Consider the following 21,931-nt stretch of genomic DNA (forward strand, 5'->3'; position numbering starts at 1 on the left):
AATGTGTCTTATTTTTCAGACCGGTTATCCCATCAAAACAGGGGAAATGATAAAATTTTAGACAGAACAAGTACCGTGAATATATTTTTATCACGGTACTTTTTTTGTTTATTGAGGGCAAAAACGGGGAATCTTATAATAAAGACAGTTTTTGAGATAACCGGTCTGTTTGCAGGCAGGCTGTATAGATTGGAGGTAATTCGTATGTATTACGCAAGTGGAAATTATGAAGCATTTGCCAGACCAAAGAAGCCGGCGGGTGTGGATCAGAAATCGGCATATATTATAGGTTCGGGACTTGGTGCATTGGCGGCAGCCTGTTTTCTGGTAAGAGATGGACAGATGAAAGGCTCGCATGTGCACATTCTGGAGAAAGACCCGATTCCGGGCGGTGCATGTGATGGTTATCAGTACAGCGATATCGGCTATGTTATGCGTGGCGGACGTGAGATGGATAACCATTTTGAGTGTATGTGGGATCTGTTCCGTTCGATTCCGTCCATCGAGACAGAGGGTGTCAGTGTACTGGATGAGTATTACTGGCTGAATAAGGCAGATCCAAACTATTCTTTGTGTCGGGCAACTGAGAATCGGGGGCAGGATGCACATACCGATAAGAAGTTTGGATTGTCCGATAAGGGTGCAATGGAGATCATGAAGCTGTTCTTTACCCCGGATGAAGAATTATATAATAAACGGATCGATGAGTATTTTGATGAAGAAGTGCTTAATTCTAATTTCTGGATGTACTGGCGGACGATGTTTGCATTTGAGAACTGGCATTCTGCACTTGAGATGAAGCTCTATATTAAGCGTTTTATCCATCATGTCGGAGGACTGCCGGATTTCACGGCACTTCGTTTTACCAAATATAACCAGTATGAGTCCATGATTCTTCCGATGGTAAAATATCTGGAATCATTCGGTGTGGTGTTCCATTATAATACTAAGGTTATAAATGTGGAATTCGAGATCGAAGCAGGAAGAAAGCTGGCAAAGAAGATTGATATTATCCGTGACGGTGAAGCAGATGCGATCGACCTGACCGAGAATGATCTGGTATTTATCACAAATGGCGGCTGCGTGGAGAATTCTTCATACGGAAGCCAGAACAAACCGGCTGAGTTTAAGACCGAGATCCGCGAAGGCGGTGGATGGGATATGTGGCGGAAGATCGCTGCACAGGATCCATCCTTCGGACATCCGGACAAATTCTGCTATGATCCGGAACAGTCGAACTGGATGAGTGCAACGGTAACGACACTAGATGAAAAGATCCTTCCATATATTAAGAAAATCTGCAAGAGAGATCCACTCTCCGGCAAGGTAGTTACAGGTGGTATCGTGACTGCGAGAGATTCCGAATGGCTGCTTTCATGGACGATCAATCGTCAGCCGCAGTTCCGTAATCAGCCAAAGGGACAGGTGCTTGTATGGGTATATGGATTATTTTCGAATAAACCGGGTGATTATGTAAAGAAGACCATGCGGGAATGCACCGGTAAGGAGATTTGCGAAGAGTGGCTCTACCATATCGGAGTACCGGAGGAGAAAATACCGGAGCTTGCTGAGCACAGCGCAAATACAGTGCCGGTTATGATGCCGTATATTACAGCATTTTTCATGCCGCGTGAGAAAGGTGACCGCCCGGATGTTGTACCGGAGGGAGCAGTAAATTTTGCATTCCTCGGACAGTTTGCAGAGACAGCAAGAGATACGATATTTACGACCGAGTATTCGATCCGTACCGGTATGGAGGCAGTATATACCCTGTTGAATATTGACCGTGGTGTGCCGGAGGTCTGGGGCAGTGTCTATGATGTACGGGATCTGTTAAATGCGACCGTAGCAATACGCGATGGCAGAAAGATCACAGATATGAAGCTTGGACTGAAAGAGAAGATCGCAATGAAGGAGCTTTTAAAGGCGGTAGAAGGAACCGATGTCGAGAAACTTCTCCGGGAGCATGGAGCGATATAGAGAAAAATAGAATAATAAATATAACAAATGCTCTGGCAGAGGTGTGGTTTGCCAGAGCATTTTTGGGATTGTACGATAATGTACAAGCGGAAGGACTGCCACATGGCAGATTCCTGTGTTTTGGTTGCGTTTAGAGATGTGTATATTTATTAAACAAGTGCTTCGCCAAGTGCGGTACAATCAGCAAGACCTGCTTCATCCGGTGTTTCATGGCAGATCAGTGGAGCTGCTGCAAATACAGCACCGTCAGCTTGACACTGAGCTTCCCATGTATCCATCCATTCGCCGCTTCCCCAGCCATATGAACCGAAGATGGCGATCTTCTTACCGTTTAATGCCGGTTCACATTCAGCGAACATTGGCTCGAATTCGCTTTCTTCTAAGACTTCGGCACCCATAGCAGGGCATCCGAATGCAATCGCATCGTAGTTATCTACCATATCTACAGTGAATTCTGCGGATGTTAAAAGATCACATTCTGCTCCTTTTGCCTTTGCACCTTCTGCAACAGCCTGTGCCATTAATGCTGTGTTACCTGTGCCACTCCAATATACAACTGCAACCTTACTCATAGTAGGTTCCTCCTTATAATCATGTATTTTATATTTAGAGATCTCCGTATGGAAATGCCTGCGGGAATCTCCTATATTCATTTTTGTTATGTGAACGTCGTTTGCATAAATACTTATTTTGTTATGCGGATGCAATTTTCTAAATACTTATGCGGCAACCGTCAACTGCCAGATCGTTCGTCCCTGATGCCAGAGATTTGCATAGATCTCACGGCATTTTTTAAACTTGGCAAATGTTTTCTGGGCCTCACCCAGATCTCCGTATACCTTCCAGTCGCCCATGCCTTTGCAGTTACTTCCGTGGTTTTTGATAAATCCGAGAACATCATTTAACGGATAACCAAGGAAGACACCGATCTCATGCGGAAATTCTTCCGAACCATGAAGACGGCTACGAAGCTGTTCAAGCATTTGATCGATCGTTCCTGCCTGATATCCTGTGCTTACAAGAAAAGAGATGATCTCCGGTCTTGATAATTCACGAACCATAGCATCCGGTCTGTAGACATAGATCAAAGCAGTTTCGGTATCTTCTCGCAGGATCGTGATCCGGATCCCTTTTTTCTGAAATTGTGCATCCCAGACAGCCACACTTTCGTATAATTCTTCTCCGGAAGAAAAACGATAAAGAAACAGGCTGGCAGGTTTTAAGGACGCCAATGTAGGCGAACAATGTGTGATCAAATATTCTTCAAACATAATCACAAACTCCTTTTTGCATCGATTCCGACAAATATTCTGCTATATTCAAAAATCCTAAAGCTATATGCAGTGCTGGTACGCTCGCGTCAAAGCAGCGTTGCATATCAAATTTTAGTATGCACCGTAACTCTGTAAATCATTCAATCTACAGGTTAGGCACATCTAACTCATGGGTGCATTATACGGTCTGATTCTGTAAAAATCAAGCGAAAAATGTGATAGAAATTCTCAATAAATTCGACCGTTTTTTGTTGACGGAAAAGGCTTCTGCATGGTATTTTTATAAATGGTTAGCAGGAACTAACTAAAAATCTTGTGAATAAATCGTGTGGCTCCATTCTGTATGCATCCCTGACTGCTGAAAACAGGGTATGTACCCGGATGCAATGACGGATCCGGGACAGAAGCTGTCACCAGAAAGAAGGATCAAAGCATGATGAATTATTTAGAAATCGAAAAAGTAATTGGACGAGAGATTATTGACTCAAGAGGAAATCCTACAGTAGAAGCAGAAGTTATTCTTGCAGATGGTACTGTCGGACGTGGAGCTGCTCCAAGTGGTGCATCAACAGGTGAGTTTGAAGCATTAGAGCTTCGTGATGGTGATAAGAATCGTTTTGGCGGTAAGGGCGTTCAGAAAGCTGTTGAAAATATCAACACAAAAATTAATGACGTATTAGTTGGAATGGATGCATCTGATACATATGCTGTAGATCAGGCAATGATCAAGGCAGACGGAACAAAGGACAAGTCAAATCTGGGTGCAAATGCAATCCTTGCTGTATCAATCGCAGCAGCAAGAGCAGCAGCTATTTCACTGGATGTACCTTTATATCGTTTCTTAGGCGGTGTAAGCGGAAACAGACTTCCGGTTCCTATGATGAACATTATCAATGGTGGATGTCATGCATTATCATCCGGTCTGGATGTTCAGGAGTTCATGATCATGCCGGTTGGTGCTCCTTCATTCAAAGAGTGTCTCAGATGGTGTGCAGAGGTATTCCATGCACTTCAGGCTATCTTAAAGGAAAGAGGACTTGCTACATCAGTTGGTGATGAAGGTGGATTTGCACCTGCACTTGCATCTGATGAAGAAGCAATCGAGACAATTCTCGAGGCAGTAAAGAAAGCCGGATATGAACCGGGTAAGGACTTCAAGATTGCTATGGATGCAGCTTCATCCGAGTGGAAGACAGGCAAGGTTGGCGAGTACAAGCTGCCAAAGGCCGGTACAGTATATACATCAGAAGAGCTGATCGCTCACTGGAAGAGACTGGTTGAGAAGTACCCGATCATCTCCATCGAAGATGGTCTGGATGAAGAAGACTGGGAAGGCTGGAAGAAGCTTACAGCAGAACTTGGCGACAAAGTACAGTTAGTTGGTGACGACCTTTTCGTTACAAATACAGAGAGACTTGCAAAGGGTATCGAGCTTGGCTGTGGTAACAGTATCCTGATCAAATTAAACCAGATCGGTTCTGTATCAGAGACATTGGAAGCGATCAAGATGGCTCACAAGGCCGGATACACAGCTATCTCATCTCACAGATCAGGCGAGACAGCAGATACAACGATCGCAGATCTTGCAGTTGCTTTAAATACCTGCCAGATCAAGACCGGTGCACCATCCAGATCTGAGCGTGTAGCTAAGTACAACCAGCTCTTAAGAATCGAAGAAGAGCTTGGTGCTTCAGCCGTATATCCGGGTATGAAAGCCTTCAATGTAAAATAATTATTGTCATATATTTTCCTCAAAAAAAATATGAATAAATGGTATGGGAGACGTAAGTTTTGCGTCTCCTATATTTTTTATCGCACTTTGTGGAGAAGTAGTTAATTGCTTCGCGTTTCCGCGCAGGTGCGAAAGAGTCACTTGTGACTCTTTATTAGGCGAAATGTTGAAAATAGCAGATAAATTCCGGTAAAAAATAAATCTCGATTTAGAAGAAAAAAGGAATTAGCGTATAGCGTGTTTGCTGTTTGAATGGTATAATTTTTATCAGTGTAAAACATATATTACCGAGAATTTACAGACTGGAATAGTGGAAGAAAACTGCCGGTTGGAAAGGCTGTATTATAGATGAAAAAAATTGAATTTTTACTGTTCTTCGGGGTACTTTTTGGTACATTGCTTACCGGCTGCTCATCTGAGAAGGAGTCAGCAGGAGCTATGAACAATGGAACGACAGAAGCGGCGCATGTCACGGAAGATGTGACCACAGAAGAACAGGAAGTAACGACAGAGAAGACGGAATTTGGAAAACAGAGATTAGAAGCAGTACCGGACAGACCTGCTTCCGATAAAACACAGACCGAGACTGTATCTGAAGAAGAATCAGATGAGGCAGAGCTGGATGGAGAAGGTGAAACTTCGGTATCAAAGAAAAGTGATGACTGGAAGACTGCATATGTTGATTATCTGGAACATGTGTCAGATACAGAGGGACAGCAAGGGTATACGCTGATTTACCTGGACAATGATGATATACCGGAGCTGGTAGAAGTAGGAAAGTCGGAGGCATCCGGTGTCCGTATTGTAAACTATTCAAATGGCTCCGTTCATGTAAACGGATTGAACCGTTTGTACTTTACTTACATAGAAGGAAAGAATCTCCTTTGCAATTCGGATGGGCTGATGGATTCCTATTATGACTATATTTACAGTATTGTTGATGGAGAGTTGACCTTGGTTGCACAGGGGCATTATGGAGCGAAGGATGGAACCGGGCTGAGATTTGATAAGAATGGGATGCCGATTTACACATATGACTGGAACGGAGAAGATGTCAGCGAAGATGAGTATAATGCTGACTTTGCACAAGTCTATGACAGTTCGGCAGCAACAGAAGGCTATGATACGGATAAGCTGGAGTCGATCAAAGAGGTTATAGATGATATAGAGACAAAGTAAGATAAATGGGGAGAATAAGATGAATAATATACGAGTGCTTTTTATCGTAGCGGCACTTCCGGCATTATTGTTGCTTGGATTTATATATTACAGGGATCGCAAAGAGAAACCGCCGGTTAAGTTGATGATTCTACTTTTGGCGACCGGTGCAGCAACTACTGTTCCGGCAGCTATCGTAGAGTTTATAGGTCAGGCATTTGTCATGGGTGATTCAGATGATTTGGGACTTCGTCTGCTTATCTTCTGTTTCTTTGTTATAGCTGTAGCCGAGGAATTAGGTAAATATCTGGTTACGATATGTATCACATGGAAAAGTAAGGAGATGCAGCATAGCTATGATGGCGTGATTTATGCCGTATGCTCTTCATTGGGATTTGCAATTCTGGAAAATGTGTTATATGTATATCAGGGTGGACTACTGACCGGAATTATGAGGGCGTTTACAGCGATTCCCCTTCATTGTACGGTCGGTGTTGTGATGGGAGCATTATATGCAAAGGCGAGAGAAGAAGCATATGCCGGTGACAGAGGCGGAATGATCGGTTACATGGCATGGGCGTATCTTGTGCCGGTATGTATTCATGGGGCATATGATTACGCGATCATGGCGGCTTCTTATGGTTTAATTGCAGAAGGATGGATTTATGTCATTCTGATAGGGGCATATATTATATCTGTTGTGTTGATTCTGGTATGTTCCAATCATGATCACAGAATTGACGGCAGACCTGAGACAGCTGATTATGGATTCTATCGAACCGAATACCGCAGGCCGGGCAGAAGCTATTATTATCAGACTCAGCAGGCAAATCCGATGGGCTATCCGCAGAATCAGGGTTATCCGGGAAATACCGCATACCCGCAGAATCAGGGTTATCCCGGAAATAATGCATATGTGTCGAATCAGTATTATACGGGTAATACAGTGAATCCACAGAATAACGGATATGCAGGAAATACCTCATATCCACAAAACCAGAGTTATATGGGTAATGCGATGAATCCACAGAATCAGGGTTATACCGGAAATAATGCATATGTGTCGAATCAGTATTATACGGGTAATACAGTGAACCCAAAGAATACCGGATATATCGGAAACACATCATATCCGCAAAATGCCGGAGTAAATCCATATCGTAGATCAGACACAGCAGCAGATCAGACACCAAATTCAACAACACCATACAGTGTGAATTCATATAATGGACAGATGTATTCATCATATAATGAACAGGAAGATAACTATAATATGAGATAGACCGAATATGCCGAACGTTTTAACGGAAATCGCATAAGCTATAATGAGCACAAAAATTATTTGCTCGTAAGAAGTTAAATCGCTTGCTTATCAGGGGGTGAAAGCATGAGATTTCACAATATACCCGTTCGCGATATCATGCAGGAGGCAGTTCGTTATGGCGGGGTGATCGTGGATGTTCGAACAGAAGAAGAATTCCTGAGAGGGCATATACCGATGGCTGTTAATGTGCCATTATCCGAGATTCAGTGTGGCAATTATAATCTTCCAAAACATAAAGTATTACTCACATATTGTCAGTACGGAGGCAGTAGCGCACTGGCGGCAAGAATACTGACACAGGCAGGTTACAGAGTGATCAATACAGTTGGTGGAATTGTACAGTATAAGGGTGCATTGACCAAAAACCGCTGACAGAGGTGAGGCAAACCATTATGGCAAACAGGAAAACGTGGTTTGAATATGAGAATAACAGAATAAATAGATCCCGGACATGACGGAGTATATTAAGAAAAGTACATGTCCGGGATTTTTTATTTAATTTACTTGTGGTGGCAGGGGGAAGTATGTATAATATGGTCAGGGAAATTTGGTGGATAGCATAAGATATCCCTGGGTATTTATTTCAGAAAAGAAAGGATATAGGGTAAATGAGAAAAAAATTTTTAGCAACAATCGTTGCGGTAGGGCTTGTTGCAGTAGCAGCATTTGCAGGGGCAAATGGGCTGACAGAGACACAGGCGGCATGTGAACATTCACAGGTGAAGGATGGAACCTGTGTGGATTGTAATGATCCGGTAGAATGCATTGAGGTAGAGGATGCAAGCGGAACAGCAAAGGGAACCTATTCTAAACTGGAAGATGCAGCGGCGGCAGCCGGAAATGGTGATATACTGAAGCTTCTATATAATTGTGAGAGTACATCAGCATATATTGATGCGGGAAATAAGAATCTTACAATTGATCTGAATAAAAAGAAATTAAAGGCTGTTCATTTTGAGATTATGGGTTCTCTTGTGATAGAAAATGGAGAATATAGTGGCTATATCAGGAATGCAGCGACAGGGAATGAACATACATTAACATTTGAAAATGTGAGAGCAGATCTTACGCAGCTTGGATGGTATGCAAAGGGTGGCCTTAAACTGGTAAACAGTAATATAGAACAGCAACATGATGGTGCAACATTTACAGAATGGTGGCTTGAAAAGCTGCAGATGGATCAGACATCTGTTTATAAGATTACAAATTCGCCAAGCGGACTAAGCAATTATGGGTTGCTTTCATTAGATGAAGCTGTGGGCGGTATTGAGGAATTTCTTCCGGCCGGATACACATTGGATGGACAGCCGAATTCCTATAATACGATATTAGATGAAACAGGCACAAAGGCGAGAAGTGTAGAGCTTCGTTACCGCAGACTGACAGATGCGAAAGTATCCGTATCCATCGATCCGACTTCGTATGTGTATGATGGAACAGCAAAGGAACCAACAGTGACGGTGGCATATGACGGCAAGAAGCTGATAGCAGGAACGGATTATACCTGTATATTTTCAGATAATATCAATGTCGGAACAGCAAGTGTTAAGATAACAGCAAAGAGCAAGACCTATCACGGAGAGATCGTAAAGAATTATACGATCGAGAAAGCACCACAGGCAGCACCGACAGGGCTGACAGCAGTTAATGAAAGTGCAACAGGAAAGAAAGACGGATCTGTTGCGAATGCCGCAGCGACAATGGAATATTCTACAGACCAGACTACATGGACGGCTGTAACAGGAACAGTTGTAAATGGTCTTGCAGCAGGCGATTATTTTGTAAGATATAAAGAGTCCGCAAACTATTATGCATCACCGTCCGCAAAGGTAACAGTCGGTCTGGCAGCTTCTAATACAACAGAAGCATCTACAACAGAGAGTGCTACTACAGAAAGTGTTACAACGGAGAATACTACAACAGAAACAGCTTCCAGTGAAGATACCACGACAGAAGATGCGACGGATGAGGAAGAAACGGAAGATGTGGATACCGAGGATGAGACAACAGAGGTTCTTCATGAGGATGAGACAGAAGCAACCGGTGATAAAGGCAAAAATGATCAGAAGAAAACCGGTGTAAAAACCGGTGATGCATTTGCAATGAAGGCAGCAGTTGCAGGTATGCTCATTTCGTTTGGAATGGCATGCGTGGTTATTATAAGAAAGCGCAGAAAATAAGAAAGAAAATTAACAGACAGAAAATAATAGTGCTGGATTTGGACAGAAATGTCTGAATCTGGCACTTGTGATTGAAAGGAAGCATATGAGCAGAATCGAATTGATCGCTCCATGTCATTTTGGATTGGAGTCAGTATTGAAAAAAGAAATCCTGGATCTTGGATATGAGATCGTTCAGGTAGAAGACGGAAGAATAACATTTGCAGGAGAAGAAGATGCGGTTGCAAGAGCAAATATGTTTATTCGTACAGCTGAACGTATCATGATCAAGTGCGGAAGCTTTAAGGCTGTAACATTTGATGAATTATTTGAAGGAACCAAGAGTATTCCATGGGAGCGGTATCTGACCCGTGATGCAAAATTCTGGGTATCCAAGGCTACATCAAATAAGAGCGCACTGTTCAGCCCATCTGATATCCAGTCCATCGTGAAGAAAGCTATGGTAGAACGTTTGAAACAGACCTACCATGTATCATGGTTCACGGAAGATGGAGCAGAATATCCGGTTCGTGTATTTATATTTAAGGATATTGTTACGATAGGACTTGATACATCAGGAATATCCCTTCATAAGCGTGGCTATAGGAAACTGGTTGGCAAAGCACCGATATCGGAAACTCTGGCGTCGGCACTGATCATGCTTACACCATGGAATAAGGATCGTGTACTGGTTGACCCATTCTGTGGAAGCGGAACATTTCCGATCGAGGCAGCTATGATCGGAGCAAGGATTGCACCGGGAATTGACAGAGACTTTCTGGCTTCTGAGTGGGCGAAGGTCGGCGACAAGAAGATGTGGTACAATGCAATCGATGAAGCAAATGATATGATCGACCATGATGTGAAGATGAATATTCAGGGATATGATCTGGATAATGAGATGGTGAAGTGTGCGATGGAGAATGCCAGAGCAGCAGGAGTGGATGAACATATCCATTTTCAGCAGAGAGATGTAAAGGATCTCAGGCATCCGAAAAAATATGGATTTATCATCACGAATCCGCCATATGGCGAGCGCCTCGAGGATCGGGAGGACCTTCCTGAATTATATAAGACGATCGGGGAAAGCTTCAGACGACTGGATGACTGGTCGATGTTCCTGATCACGTCATACAGTGAGGCGGAGAAATATATAGGAAGAAAGGCGGATAAGAATCGTAAGATCTACAATGGTATGATCAAATCATATTTCTATCAGTTCATGGGACCGAAGCCGCCAAAGAGAAAGTGAGACAGAGTTGAAAAAGTATTTGATCGTGGCAGCGGTTGTTATTCTGGGGGTATTTCTGTATCTGGGTTTTCTGAGACATCCGGATGTAAGCATTGAGAAGACGGAAGAAGCGGGTGCTGCCGCAGAAACTATGTTGAAAGAGATTGTGACGAATGCAAATGGAAAGGGCATTATATTATATATAAATGACAGCAGGATCACAGAAGCGGAGTATCAGCCGTATTTCAGTGACCATTTGCAGCTGATGCTCCCTATCGCGACATTTACCGATAAACTGGATTGCCATGTGAATGCATATGAAAATGGGACGATCACATTTTCCAAAGGAGACAGTCTGGTAAAGGTCTATGGTGATTCGGATGTGGTAAATATCAATGGAAATGCAATACAGGCAATCGACAAGCCAGAGAAAAAGGATGATATCATCTATGTGCCGGTGAATGAGATCTGCGAGGCATTAAACTACAGTTGTAATATCAATCTGGAGACAAATGCCGTGGTGTTAAAAAAGATTGCCGAGGAAGAAAAGCTTCCGGCAGCATATGATATGAGAGAACATGATCGTGTATCTCTTGTAAGAGATCAGGGTATCTATGGAACCTGCTGGGCATTTGCATCACTTGCGGCACTGGAAAGTACGATCCGTCCGGCTGAAAATCTGGTATTTTCTGTTGATCATATGGCAATGAATAACAGCTTTAATGTCAGCCCATTTGACGGTGGCGAATATTATATGAGTATAGCCTATCTTGCGGCATGGCAGGGACCGGTACTTGAGGAGGATGATCCGTACGGAGATAACCAGACGGTAAATGGGCTGTCAGCGGTAAAGCATCTGGAAGAAGCCATCATCCTGAAGGACAAGAATTACGAGGCGATCAAATCATCCGTATACAAATATGGTGGCGTGGAAACGGTTATTTACTGTGATATGAAGAATGCGACGAGTAGTTCTTATTATTATAACAGAAACCGCAGTTCCTATTATTATAATGGAGATCAGACACCGAATCATGACGTGGTGATCGTTGGCTGGGATGACAACTATCCGAAGGAATATTTTAATACAGAACCGGCGGGAGACGGCGCATTTATCTGCAAGAATAGCTGGGGGCAGGATTTTGGTGACGAGGGATTTTTTTATATCTCTTATTATGATACCAATATCGGTATGAACAGCGTAGTATATACGAAGCTTGGAAATAGTGACAACTACGACAAGATCTATCAGTCAGATCTGATGGGCGAGGTCGGAACGATGGGATTTGACGACAAGCCGGAGGCTTATTTTGCAAATGTCTATACGGCTGGAAAGAACGAGACATTGAAGGCGGTTTCTTTCTATGCGACAGGTCCGAAAACGACATATGATGTGTATGTTGTGACGGATTTTACCGATGTATCCGACTTGCAGCAGCGGACAAAGGTGGCATCCGGTGAAATGCAGTACGAGGGTTATTATACGATCAATCTAAATGAGGCAGTACCGCTTCCGGATGATCGGAAATTTGCGGTGGTTGTGCATGTGAACACACAGGATTCCACGATGCCAATCGCAATCGAATATAATAATGATGAGAAAACGGCGAACTTCGATATCACGGATGGCGAGGGCTATATCAGCCTGTATGGCACGAAGTGGTCGAGTGCGGAGCAGGAGAATGACTGTAATGTCTGTTTGAAAGCCTTCACGGATGTGGGGGATTGAGAAAGTGCTGCCATATCGGGCGTGGCATGGCAAATGATACTGTTATGCAGCAAGCCTGTCCACGCTGTGTAACTTCGAACTAACCTCGGTCAAACCTCGCTAAGGTCTCAGTTACTCATGTCGGTCCTTAGTGAGCGGCTATATGCAGCGAACTTAGTACCGCTACATGAGGATAGAGCGAAAGCGTCTTGCGGAATAATATGTATCTTTGCCATGCCACACTCGATATGGCAGGTGGAGTACAGAAAGAAAAGGAGAAGACAAGATGAAGAAATTGATTTTTGCTACGGGTAATGAGAATAAGATGAAAGAAATCCGCATGATCCTTGCGGATTGTGGATATGAGATCCTGTCGATGAAGGAGGCCGGAATTCAGGCTGACATCGTAGAAGATGGAAAAACATTTGAAGAAAATGCCATTATCAAGGCAGAGGCAATCCGTAAGATGACAAATTGTCTGGTGCTTGCGGACGATTCCGGTCTGGAGGTAGACTATCTCGATAAAGCACCTGGAATCTACTCTGCAAGATTTATGGGGGAAGACACCTCATACCGGATCAAGAATAAAGCGATCATTGACAAGCTTGCCGGTGTTCCGGATGAGAAGCGTACTGCAAGATTCGTATGTGCGATCGCGGCTGCATTCCCGGATGGAAAGACCATTACCAGACGTGGCACGATCGAAGGAATCATTGGATATGAAGAACGCGGCGAGAATGGATTTGGATATGATCCTATCTTCTTCCTGCCGAAGTATGGTAAGTCCACAGCAGAGTTGTCACCGGAAGAAAAGAATACGATCAGCCACAGAGGAAACGCACTTCGCTTGATAAAGGAAGTTATAAATGAGAATACTGATAATTAGTGATACACATGGAAGAACCAATACGATTCGGGATGTCTTAGATACGGTGGGTGACATCGATATGTTTATCCATCTGGGAGATGTCTGCGGAGATGAAGAATATATTTATGATAACGTAACCTGTCCGATACACATGGTTGCCGGGAATAACGACTGGGATTCCGATCTTCCGATGCAGGAGGAATTCATGATCGGCCGGTATAAGGTATTTATCACGCACGGACACCGGTACAGTGTCCATTATGGAACGGACCGCTTACAGGAGTTGATCAAATATGATGGTTACGATATTGTGATGTATGGACACACGCATGTCCAGAATCTGGAACGATATGGCGGTGCTTATATCGTAAATCCGGGCAGTCTGGCATATCCGCGTGATGGCATGAATGGCAAATACATGCTGCTGGAATTTGATCAGCATGGAACACCATTTTTTGCAGAAAATGAACTGAAACCGAAACGTCGGATGCGCAGCATATTTGAAGATATGTGGGGCGACCGGGAAGAGTAGAGATTATTAGAGACAAGAAAGAGGTCGGCTGTGAAGAAACGAGAGATTATAGAAGGTGTTATAAAAGACTATGATTTCCCAAATAAGGGAAGCTTTGAACTGGATGGCAAAAAAGTGATCGTGAAGGGAGCACTGCCCGGACAAAAGGTGTCCTGTATGGTATCCAAGGTGCGGAAGGATAAGGCAGAAGCACGTCTGTTGGATGTGCTGGAACGCTCCGAGATCGAAGATGCAGTACCACCATGTCCACAGTTTGGCATTTGCGGCGGCTGTGCATACCAGACCATGAGCTATGAGCATCAGTTGGAATTAAAGGCAGGACAGGTGAAGAAGCTGTTAGACGGTGTGATCGATTTGGAGGCACATCCATATGATTGGGAGGGCATCATCGGCTCGCCTGTTACAACTGCATACCGGAATAAGATGGAGTATTCATTTGGCGACGAATATAAGGATGGTCCGCTGGTACTAGGACTTCATAAGAAGAACAGCATGTACGATATCGTTCCTGTCTGCAACTGCGTGATCGTAAGCGAAGATTATAACAGGATCGTTTCTTATACGATGGAATTCGCAAGGGCGCATGGACTGTCTTATCATAAGAAAATGCAGCATGTAGGACTGCTTCGTCATCTGGTGCTTCGCCAGTCCAAGACAAATGGCGGACTTCTGGTAAATCTTGTAACCAGCACGGACGGATTAGAGAATCTGGATCTGAATGCATATGTAGAAGGGCTTCTGGCACTTCCGCTTGACGGAACGATCATTGGTATTCTCCATACGGCAAATGATTCTCTGGCGGATGCTGTTGTGCCGGAGAAGGTAACGCTGTTATACGGAAGAGATTATATCGAGGAAGAGGTGCTGGGACTGCATTTCCAGATCTCGCCGTTCTCATTTTTCCAGACAAATACAAAGAGCGCGGAACGACTGTACAGCAAAGCCCGTGAATATGCCGGAGATACCAAGGACAAGCTGATCTTCGACTTATACAGCGGAACCGGAACGATCGCCCAGATGTTATCACCGGTTGCCTCCAAGGTTATCGGCGTAGAGATCGTGGAAGAAGCAGTCGAAGCTGCAAGAGAAAATGCAAAGAGCAATGGACTTGATAACTGCGAATTCATCGCAGGCGATGTCTTAAAGGTCATCGACACCATCGAGGAAAAACCGGATCTCATCATCCTCGATCCACCGAGAGATGGCATCAATCCAAAGGCGCTCCTTAAGATCATCAACTACGGTGTAGATGAGATCGTCTATATCAGCTGCAAGCCAACCTCCCTCGCAAGAGATCTTGTGACCTTGCAGGAGCATGGATATTATGTGAAAAAGGCATGTGCAGTGGATCAGTTTGTGAATACCGGGCATGTGGAAACTTGCGTTCTCTTAGAGAAGACAAGTGCAACGCACGCAGTCTGAACTTAGAAACGCAGTTGTTCTGGCGAGCGGAGCGAGAGCAGAACTTCCTTGAACCTTGTCACGAAAAGATAAATAACAGCCAGAAAGTGGCGTATTTCCGGGCTTTTTCGGAAGTTGGGATTGGAAGCCCAACCTCTGAAAAGACTCGGTTTTCTTATATGGAAACATATCTACTGCAAAATGTGTGTCAGGTTGTGACCTCGGATTAGATAACGCAAATTGAGTGAGTGGATTAGATGTCAGGGATTTTGGAGTGGTTTTTGAAAAGTGAAAATAGCCGACAACAAATTCGGCAACTCGATACTAAGGGCATTTTCGGACAGTGGAATAGATGTTAAGGAAGGTGATATAAATGGACAAGCTACTATGTCTTCTTGAAAAGTATAGATGTCATTTGAATCGTGGAAATAAATCAAGTGTAGATTTTCTTCGAGATAATTATTCAGAGTATATTTCTGATGTAAAAGCGGCTTTATCACCAAAGGATAATCAGCTGGTAGGAGCGGAAATGTGCAAAATGGTTTCTGAGCAGATAGATACTATAGAGAAAAATGCAAGTCTGCTAATTGAAGTATTGGAATTATATAATAAGGGTAGGATTGTTCTAGCTTCGCAAAAAGCCTTTGAAGTATTCGAAAATATGAAACCGCAACTTATGCAGAGGTATTCTGGCGCTTATCGTCAAGAAGCCTATTTTAGAATACGTTCAGTAAATGACAATAATCCTTTTACATTGAACAGAAAAGAGTTGTTCCATATTCCATTCAATAAAAACTATTTAGTGGGTACTGAGCGATATAGTATGCCGGGGCATCCGTGTTTATACCTTGCTTCTCAAGCAGAATTATGTTGGTATGAATGTGGAAAGCCTGAAAAATTTGCTTTATCAAGATTTGACATTCCTCAGAGTGAGGATAATTACATGAAGTTTATCGACTTTTCAGAAAAGTTAATGCCACTTATGCACAGTTTCTTCTGCTGGTTTCATAATGAAGAAGACGTAGAACAAGTAAGAAAATATCTACTTAAGTATATATGTACATATCCATTAAGAGCTGCTTGTTCAATAGTAGTTGAGCATCCGGGGAGCAGATTTGTTGAAGAATATACAATTCCGCAACTGTTGTTACAATGGGTATTGAATGACCGTGATTTCGATGGAATAAGATATGAATCTTGCAATTCATCAGACGAGGTCAAATGCTTGGGAGGCCATAATTTAGTATTGGTTACTAATAACTTTGATAAAGATGGTTACGATGTTAATCTTAAAGCAAATATCAAAGTAGGCGAACCGGCTGTTTTCGATATAAATAGCATAAATATAAATCCGAATTTGAAGGATTGTTTAATGGGACGAGACATTAAGGAAGAACCTTTTTTGTGGGGATTAGAAGATGTTCCTAACAATTTTGAAAAAATATAAACTGGAGGATGAACTATGATTTCAGAAGAATTAAAAGCAATAGTAGATAAGTTTAAAGAGCAAGGAAAGATGAATTTCTTTGATGAAACAACTGAAGAAAAGATACTGGAATTTGAAAAAGAAAAAGAAATTACACTTCCATCAAAGTACAAAGAATGGATGTTGTTTTCTGACGGAGGAGAGCTGTTTCTTCCGGCAGGTGTTCAGCTATATGGAATTGAGCATAAGCCCCTTATAGATGTAAATGATAATTCAAGACCGAGTGATGACTATATTGTTATAGGTGCATTTGCTTCAGGAGACCCAATTCTATGCAAAAAGGCAGAAGAAACAATTTCTATATACAATCAGAAAATTGGAGAAATTGATGAAGAATTGGTATATCCGGACTTTGTAGCTTTCCTAAATGATTTATACGAACTACTTGGCATAGGAGAGTGATTCTATGGCAAAGAGTAGTTTTGTAGAACGAAACAAAGCAGTTCGTGAAGCATGGAATAAGGAACTTGAACTTGTACAAGAAGGTAAAGGCACAAGAGAGTGGACGCTGGAGCAGCAAAAGGACATTCTTGAAAAAGGGCGAGCTTATGATGAAAATGGCAAAGCTTTTGAAGGGCAGCATATGAAGAGTGCCGAAATGTATCCTGAATATCAGGGTGAAGCCGGAAATATACAATTCCTTACAAGAGCAGAACATTTAGAGGCACATGATGGCAATTGGCAAAATCCAACGAACTGGTATTATAATCCGATCACAAAAGAAAAGTTTGATTTTGGTGACGGTCCATTCATTCCGTGTGAGATAATTCAACTGCCGGAACCTATTATTTCTTTAACGGATGATTCGACTATACAGGAAATAGTTATTGAAGAAAAAGAGAATTTTAGTAAGGCTGAGGAGACCTTGAAACAATCTACAGAAACAAGTAGAAAAACGTACAGTAAACCTGAAACACCAAAGACTCATAAAGTACAGATTGAGACTTCTAAAAAAGCAAAAAATGCTTTTGTTAAAGGACTAAAATCAGTCGGAAGATTTATTGTCGAGCACCCAGTCGAGGCACTTGAAATAGCTGGATTAGCAATTGGTGGTGTGGCGAAAGCAGTATCTTCCATCAAAGGTAGAGGTTCTGGAAGTACGCATAGCACAGCATCTACTTCTTCAAATTCATTAGTCGCAGAGAAGGTAGCAAATATAGTAGAAAAAACAAGCAGGTCTTTACCAAGCGAGAACGATGTAACGGGTCATAAACAACGCTATCATACGAAAAACGGTGTTGTATGGAAAGATAAAGCGCCATATCACAGAGGTGGCAAATAACAAAGGGAACCCTCTTGGCCAACTAAGGTCGAGAGGGTTTCATGCATTTGCAAGTATTATCCTTCAATCTCAATTTTCAGTCCGGACTTAAGTTCCACAGTGAAGTGGTCATCCCAGACGATGATTCACTCAAGCCAGCATTTTACCATAGTGTCGTCGAAGAACTCAAGGCGTGTAGGTTGTTGCTTAATGCTCCCGGGAACTCCTAACGCTTCTTATCAATGCTATCAGCGGTATTTTGCTGAGTCATTTAGCTGACTCTTGCGATGTTCTGTTGTAACTGTGCTGGATGCATGGACTTATTTTCGAGAAGTTTATTGATTGAGACCGAGTTCTTCTGGTACTTATGGATAAATGCCCTTTGGAATAATGGCTTAATGATTGTCTTTTACGTAATATTGTAGGACAAGATCGTTATTCTTAACTCGGGTATTGTTAAGAATGTTGGTGTTGTAGGTTTTCTGGAGCAAAGCATCGCCGATGTATTTTTCGTTTCAAAGAATTTTGTTGATGGTGTTTGTATGCCGTCTTTTTCCTCTTGTACTGGGGAGAATGCTATCACGTTCTAGCTCATGGACAATCTTATTTATACTACGCACTTTGTGGTCACGTGTGAGCTTCCGGTTAGGTCAGACAGTTTAAAGACATGTATGGGACAGATGTTTTATCTTCCGGAAAAAAAGAATTTATTTGCGTTCGTAAATAATTTATAAACGATAGCTTGCAGAAGATTGAAAAACGTGAAAAATATGTGTTATACTTTAAAAAATATTTTGAGACCTGCTGTTAAGTATGAATCCATAATAGTAAAATTGGATTCTTGAGTTTTGATCGTGGCTGATCATGGATTATGCCAAGCTAGAGGGAAACCTCACAAAGGAGACAAAATGAAACTATCGTATAAAAAATTATGGGTGAAACTTGTAGAATTAGATATGAAGAAAACAGAGTTTGCTAAGAAGGCGGGAATTAGTTCTGCATCTGTAGCAAAGCTTGGTAAGGGGGCAAATATCACTACAGATGTGCTTGTAAAGATATGCGAGTATCTCAAGTGTGATATTGCTGATATTGCGGAAATAGTCCCAAATGAATCATCAGAGGAGGAGAGCTAAAATGGCGGATAAAAATACAGCCAATATTGGATTTGAAAAACAAATATGGGATGCGGCTTGTGTGCTTCGTGGAAACATGGATGCATCAGAATATAAGAATGTCGTTCTGGGATTGATTTTCCTAAAGTATATTTCAGACAGATTTGATGATAAGTACCAAGAACTTGTTGAAGAAGGCGACGGATTCGAGGAAGATATTGATGAATATACTTCTGAAGGTATTTTCTTTGTACCTGCAGGTGCACGTTGGAGTGAGATAGCAGCAAAAGCACATACTCCGGAAATCGGTACGGTTATTGATAATGCTATGCGGGCTATTGAAAAAGAGAATAAACGATTGAAAGACATTCTCCCTAAGAATTTCGCACGTCCAGAATTGGACAAGCGAAGATTAGGAGATGTGGTAGATTTATTTACTAATATCCAGATGATCGAACATGGTAGTGAAAAGGATATTTTGGGTCGTACCTACGAGTATTGCCTTTCTATGTTTGCTGAACAAGAAGGCAAGCGTGGCGGTGAATTTTTCACACCGTCATGTGTAGTGCGTACTTTGGTGGAAGTATTGAAACCTTTTAAGGGTAGAGTATATGATCCTTGTTGTGGATCAGGTGGTATGTTTGTTCAATCTGCAAAATTTATAGAGAATCACAGTGGGAACATCAGCAATATTTCTATCTATGGTCAGGATTCAAATCCGACTACATGGAAGATGGCACAGATGAATCTGGCTATTCGTGGAATTGAACCAGATCTTGGAACCTATGCTGCAGATACATTCCTAGATGATCGCCATCCAACATTGCGGGCAGACTATATTATGGCCAATCCTCCTTTTAACCTTTCCGATTGGGGATTGGATAAACTAAAAGAAGATCAGCGTTGGAAATATGGAATACCACCAGCAGGAAATGCCAACTTTGCATGGCTGCAGCATATGATTTATCACCTTGCACCGGCAGGAAGAATTGGTATGGTACTTGCTAATGGATCTCTTTCTTCTCAGTCAGGCGGAGAGGGGGAAATTCGTAAGAATATCATCAATGCTGATTTGGTTGAGTGCATTGTCGCAATGCCTACTCAGCTTTTCTATACAACACAGATTCCGGTTTCACTTTGGTTTATTAATAAGCAGAAGAAGCAACCAGGAAGGACATTATTTATTGACGCTCGCAAGATGGGCAAGATGGTAAGTCGCAAACTTCGTGAGTTGACGGACGATGATATCAAGAAGATTTCAGATACCTATGAGGCTTTTGTCGATGGAACTCTTGAAAATGTAAAAGGATATTGTGCTGTTACAGATACGGCTGAAATTGAAAAGCAAGATTATATTCTTACTCCGGGCAGATATGTTGGTATCGAAGAACAAGAAGCTGACGATGAGCCGTTTGAGGAAAAGATGGATAGGTTAACATCTGAACTGGCGGAAATGTTTGCAAAGTCGCATGAGCTGGAGGACGAAATCAGGAAGAAGCTGGGGGCGATTGGGTATGAAGTATAATCTTGCAGATATATGCGAATATGCCAAGGGAAAAGTTGATGTCGCCATCTTGGATGCTGATACTTATATATCTACGGAGAATATGATGCCCAATAAGAGGGGCATCACAAGTGCGACTTCCTTGCCGACTGTAGCGCAAACACAGGCATTCCTTGCCGGTGATATTTTAGTGTCGAATATCAGGCCATACTTTAAGAAGATATGGTTTGCTGAGTTCAATGGCGGGTGTTCTAATGATGTTCTTGTGTTTAGAGCAAAGAATGGCGTGAGCAAGCGCTTCCTGTACTATGTGCTTGCAAACGATACATTTTTTGACTATTCGATGTCGACTTCAAAAGGCACAAAGATGCCTCGTGGTGATAAAGCAGCCATTATGAAATATGACGTTCCTGATTTTACATATGAGAAACAGGAGAAAATTGCAGGAATACTGGATGCACTCGACAAAAAAATACAGCTTAACACAGAGATAAACAATAATTTAGAGCAGCAAGCTCAGGCAATCTATCAGCAAATGTTCATAGATAATGCTCGTTCTGATTGGGCAGAAGGCACTTTAAGTGATATTGCTGATATTACAATTGGTCAGTCGCCAAGTGGCAGTAGCTATAACGAGGACGGAACTGGCACAATTTTCTTTCAAGGTCGTGCGGAATTTGGATTTAGATTTCCGTCAGTTCGTCTATACACCACTGAACCTAAACGAATGGCACGGTCAAATGATACTTTGATGAGCGTTCGAGCGCCGGTAGGCGACCTAAATGTCGCTCATACGGATTGCTGCATTGGTCGTGGACTTGCTGCCATTCATTCTAAATCCAACCATCAATCCTTTGTTCTTTACACGATGTTTTCGCTAAAAAAGCAGTTAGATGTTTTCAATGGCGAGGGAACGGTTTTTGGTTCTATCAATCGTAATTCGTTGAATGATATGCCAATTCTTATACCATCTGATGATATTTTGGACGAATTTGAAAGGATTGTAGCACCGATGGATTTAACCATTCGCAATAATTACGATGAAATTTGCCGCTTGCAGGATATTCGTGATACCTTGCTTCCTCGTTTAATGTCCGGTGAACTTGATGTCTCTGATATAGACATCTAAGCCACTAAATTATTGTTTATAACATATCCCATAACTTCTGTGGGTGGCGGGAGTTAATATCAGGGGACTTCC

General features: G+C 42.4%; 19 protein-coding genes. 17 read left to right on the forward strand and 2 right to left on the reverse strand.

The genetic code is table 11. The features are described 5' to 3' along the window. Nucleotides 1–204 precede the first annotated feature (204 nt). Complete coding sequence (locus CLOL250_RS09015; protein WP_044945777.1) at nucleotides 205–1,980, forward strand: oleate hydratase; 1,776 nt, start codon at nucleotides 205–207, stop codon at nucleotides 1,978–1,980. A 149-nt stretch (nucleotides 1,981–2,129) separates the two neighbouring features. Here CLOL250_RS09015 and CLOL250_RS09020 read toward each other — a convergent pair whose 3' ends face one another. Then, nucleotides 2,130–2,552, reverse strand: coding sequence for a flavodoxin (locus CLOL250_RS09020; RefSeq protein WP_044945779.1), 423 nt, complete (start codon nucleotides 2,550–2,552; stop codon nucleotides 2,130–2,132). A gap of 147 nt (nucleotides 2,553–2,699) precedes the next feature. Beyond that, complete coding sequence (locus CLOL250_RS09025) at nucleotides 2,700–3,251, reverse strand: DUF3793 family protein (RefSeq protein ID WP_008402072.1); 552 nt, start codon at nucleotides 3,249–3,251, stop codon at nucleotides 2,700–2,702. Nucleotides 3,252–3,690: 439 nt separating this feature from the next. Between CLOL250_RS09025 and eno the strand changes: the two genes are divergently transcribed. The 16 genes from eno to CLOL250_RS13735 all read left to right on the forward strand — a co-directional run bounded on the left by eno (nucleotide 3,691) and on the right by CLOL250_RS13735 (nucleotide 21,859). Continuing rightward, entirely contained in the window at nucleotides 3,691–4,986 is a 1,296-nt protein-coding gene (gene eno / locus CLOL250_RS09030) for a phosphopyruvate hydratase (RefSeq protein ID WP_044945806.1), read from the forward strand. A 348-nt stretch (nucleotides 4,987–5,334) separates the two neighbouring features. Then, complete coding sequence (locus tag CLOL250_RS09035) at nucleotides 5,335–6,165, forward strand: hypothetical protein (RefSeq protein WP_008402074.1); 831 nt, start codon at nucleotides 5,335–5,337, stop codon at nucleotides 6,163–6,165. A 19-nt stretch (nucleotides 6,166–6,184) separates the two neighbouring features. Continuing rightward, nucleotides 6,185–7,426, forward strand: coding sequence for a PrsW family glutamic-type intramembrane protease (locus CLOL250_RS09040; RefSeq protein ID WP_008402075.1), 1,242 nt, complete (start codon nucleotides 6,185–6,187; stop codon nucleotides 7,424–7,426). 105 nt (nucleotides 7,427–7,531) lie between these two features. Next, nucleotides 7,532–7,840: a rhodanese-like domain-containing protein gene (locus CLOL250_RS09045; RefSeq protein WP_008402076.1), complete on the forward strand. Its 309-nt coding sequence runs from the start codon at nucleotides 7,532–7,534 to the stop codon at nucleotides 7,838–7,840. Between the two features lie 236 nt (nucleotides 7,841–8,076). After that, a complete protein-coding gene (locus tag CLOL250_RS09050) occupies nucleotides 8,077–9,648 on the forward strand; it encodes a hypothetical protein (protein WP_008402077.1) in 1,572 nt (523 codons plus the stop codon). Between the two features lie 85 nt (nucleotides 9,649–9,733). Then, nucleotides 9,734–10,879 carry a THUMP domain-containing class I SAM-dependent RNA methyltransferase gene (locus CLOL250_RS09055; RefSeq protein WP_008402079.1) on the forward strand — a complete coding sequence of 382 codons (1,146 nt, stop codon included), beginning with the start codon at nucleotides 9,734–9,736 and terminating at the stop codon, nucleotides 10,877–10,879. 7 nt (nucleotides 10,880–10,886) lie between these two features. Beyond that, the gene (locus CLOL250_RS09060) at nucleotides 10,887–12,587 is read left to right on the forward strand and encodes a lectin like domain-containing protein (protein ID WP_147554322.1); all 1,701 of its coding nucleotides are present in this window, start codon (nucleotides 10,887–10,889) and stop codon (nucleotides 12,585–12,587) included. Between the two features lie 265 nt (nucleotides 12,588–12,852). Next, nucleotides 12,853–13,452, forward strand: coding sequence for an XTP/dITP diphosphatase (locus CLOL250_RS09065; protein ID WP_008402082.1), 600 nt, complete (start codon nucleotides 12,853–12,855; stop codon nucleotides 13,450–13,452). Next, the gene (locus CLOL250_RS09070) at nucleotides 13,433–13,966 is read left to right on the forward strand and encodes a metallophosphoesterase family protein (RefSeq protein ID WP_008402084.1); all 534 of its coding nucleotides are present in this window, start codon (nucleotides 13,433–13,435) and stop codon (nucleotides 13,964–13,966) included. Before CLOL250_RS09065 ends, CLOL250_RS09070 begins: the two co-directional genes overlap by 20 nt. A 30-nt stretch (nucleotides 13,967–13,996) precedes the next feature. Further along, nucleotides 13,997–15,388 (forward strand): 23S rRNA (uracil(1939)-C(5))-methyltransferase RlmD, encoded by a 1,392-nt coding sequence (gene rlmD / locus CLOL250_RS09075; protein WP_008402085.1) that lies wholly within the window; start codon nucleotides 13,997–13,999, stop codon nucleotides 15,386–15,388. Between the two features lie 352 nt (nucleotides 15,389–15,740). Continuing rightward, the gene (locus tag CLOL250_RS09080) at nucleotides 15,741–16,814 is read left to right on the forward strand and encodes a hypothetical protein (protein ID WP_008402086.1); all 1,074 of its coding nucleotides are present in this window, start codon (nucleotides 15,741–15,743) and stop codon (nucleotides 16,812–16,814) included. A gap of 15 nt (nucleotides 16,815–16,829) precedes the next feature. Then, nucleotides 16,830–17,255, forward strand: coding sequence for an SMI1/KNR4 family protein (locus CLOL250_RS09085; RefSeq protein ID WP_008402087.1), 426 nt, complete (start codon nucleotides 16,830–16,832; stop codon nucleotides 17,253–17,255). Between the two features lie 4 nt (nucleotides 17,256–17,259). Beyond that, complete coding sequence (locus CLOL250_RS09090; RefSeq protein ID WP_008402088.1) at nucleotides 17,260–18,135, forward strand: hypothetical protein; 876 nt, start codon at nucleotides 17,260–17,262, stop codon at nucleotides 18,133–18,135. An 887-nt stretch (nucleotides 18,136–19,022) separates the two neighbouring features. Next, nucleotides 19,023–19,247 carry a helix-turn-helix domain-containing protein gene (locus tag CLOL250_RS09095; RefSeq protein ID WP_044945783.1) on the forward strand — a complete coding sequence of 75 codons (225 nt, stop codon included), beginning with the start codon at nucleotides 19,023–19,025 and terminating at the stop codon, nucleotides 19,245–19,247. Between the two features lies 1 nt (nucleotide 19,248). Beyond that, on the forward strand, nucleotides 19,249–20,751 hold the full coding sequence (locus tag CLOL250_RS09100) for a class I SAM-dependent DNA methyltransferase (protein WP_008402091.1): 1,503 nt from the start codon (nucleotides 19,249–19,251) through the stop codon (nucleotides 20,749–20,751). Beyond that, nucleotides 20,741–21,859 carry a restriction endonuclease subunit S gene (locus tag CLOL250_RS13735; protein WP_008402092.1) on the forward strand — a complete coding sequence of 373 codons (1,119 nt, stop codon included), beginning with the start codon at nucleotides 20,741–20,743 and terminating at the stop codon, nucleotides 21,857–21,859. Before CLOL250_RS09100 ends, CLOL250_RS13735 begins: the two co-directional genes overlap by 11 nt. The last annotated feature ends 72 nt before the right edge of the window (nucleotides 21,860–21,931 follow it).

The organism is Clostridium sp. L2-50 (genome assembly GCF_000154245.1).
Lineage (GTDB): Bacteria > Bacillota > Clostridia > Lachnospirales > Lachnospiraceae > Coprococcus.

Coding starts and splice junctions, on each gene's coding strand:
- CLOL250_RS09015 (WP_044945777.1), top strand. CDS start 205: ATGTATTACGCAAGTGGAAATTATGAAGCATTTGCCAGACCAAAGAAG.
- CLOL250_RS09020 (WP_044945779.1), bottom strand. CDS start 2,552: ATGAGTAAGGTTGCAGTTGTATATTGGAGTGGCACAGGTAACACAGCA.
- CLOL250_RS09025 (WP_008402072.1), bottom strand. CDS start 3,251: ATGTTTGAAGAATATTTGATCACACATTGTTCGCCTACATTGGCGTCC.
- eno (WP_044945806.1), top strand. CDS start 3,691: ATGAATTATTTAGAAATCGAAAAAGTAATTGGACGAGAGATTATTGAC.
- CLOL250_RS09035 (WP_008402074.1), top strand. CDS start 5,335: ATGAAAAAAATTGAATTTTTACTGTTCTTCGGGGTACTTTTTGGTACA.
- CLOL250_RS09040 (WP_008402075.1), top strand. CDS start 6,185: ATGAATAATATACGAGTGCTTTTTATCGTAGCGGCACTTCCGGCATTA.
- CLOL250_RS09045 (WP_008402076.1), top strand. CDS start 7,532: ATGAGATTTCACAATATACCCGTTCGCGATATCATGCAGGAGGCAGTT.
- CLOL250_RS09050 (WP_008402077.1), top strand. CDS start 8,077: ATGAGAAAAAAATTTTTAGCAACAATCGTTGCGGTAGGGCTTGTTGCA.
- CLOL250_RS09055 (WP_008402079.1), top strand. CDS start 9,734: ATGAGCAGAATCGAATTGATCGCTCCATGTCATTTTGGATTGGAGTCA.
- CLOL250_RS09065 (WP_008402082.1), top strand. CDS start 12,853: ATGAAGAAATTGATTTTTGCTACGGGTAATGAGAATAAGATGAAAGAA.
- CLOL250_RS09070 (WP_008402084.1), top strand. CDS start 13,433: ATGAGAATACTGATAATTAGTGATACACATGGAAGAACCAATACGATT.
- CLOL250_RS09080 (WP_008402086.1), top strand. CDS start 15,741: ATGGACAAGCTACTATGTCTTCTTGAAAAGTATAGATGTCATTTGAAT.
- CLOL250_RS09085 (WP_008402087.1), top strand. CDS start 16,830: ATGATTTCAGAAGAATTAAAAGCAATAGTAGATAAGTTTAAAGAGCAA.
- CLOL250_RS09090 (WP_008402088.1), top strand. CDS start 17,260: ATGGCAAAGAGTAGTTTTGTAGAACGAAACAAAGCAGTTCGTGAAGCA.
- CLOL250_RS09095 (WP_044945783.1), top strand. CDS start 19,023: ATGAAACTATCGTATAAAAAATTATGGGTGAAACTTGTAGAATTAGAT.
- CLOL250_RS09100 (WP_008402091.1), top strand. CDS start 19,249: ATGGCGGATAAAAATACAGCCAATATTGGATTTGAAAAACAAATATGG.
- CLOL250_RS13735 (WP_008402092.1), top strand. CDS start 20,741: ATGAAGTATAATCTTGCAGATATATGCGAATATGCCAAGGGAAAAGTT.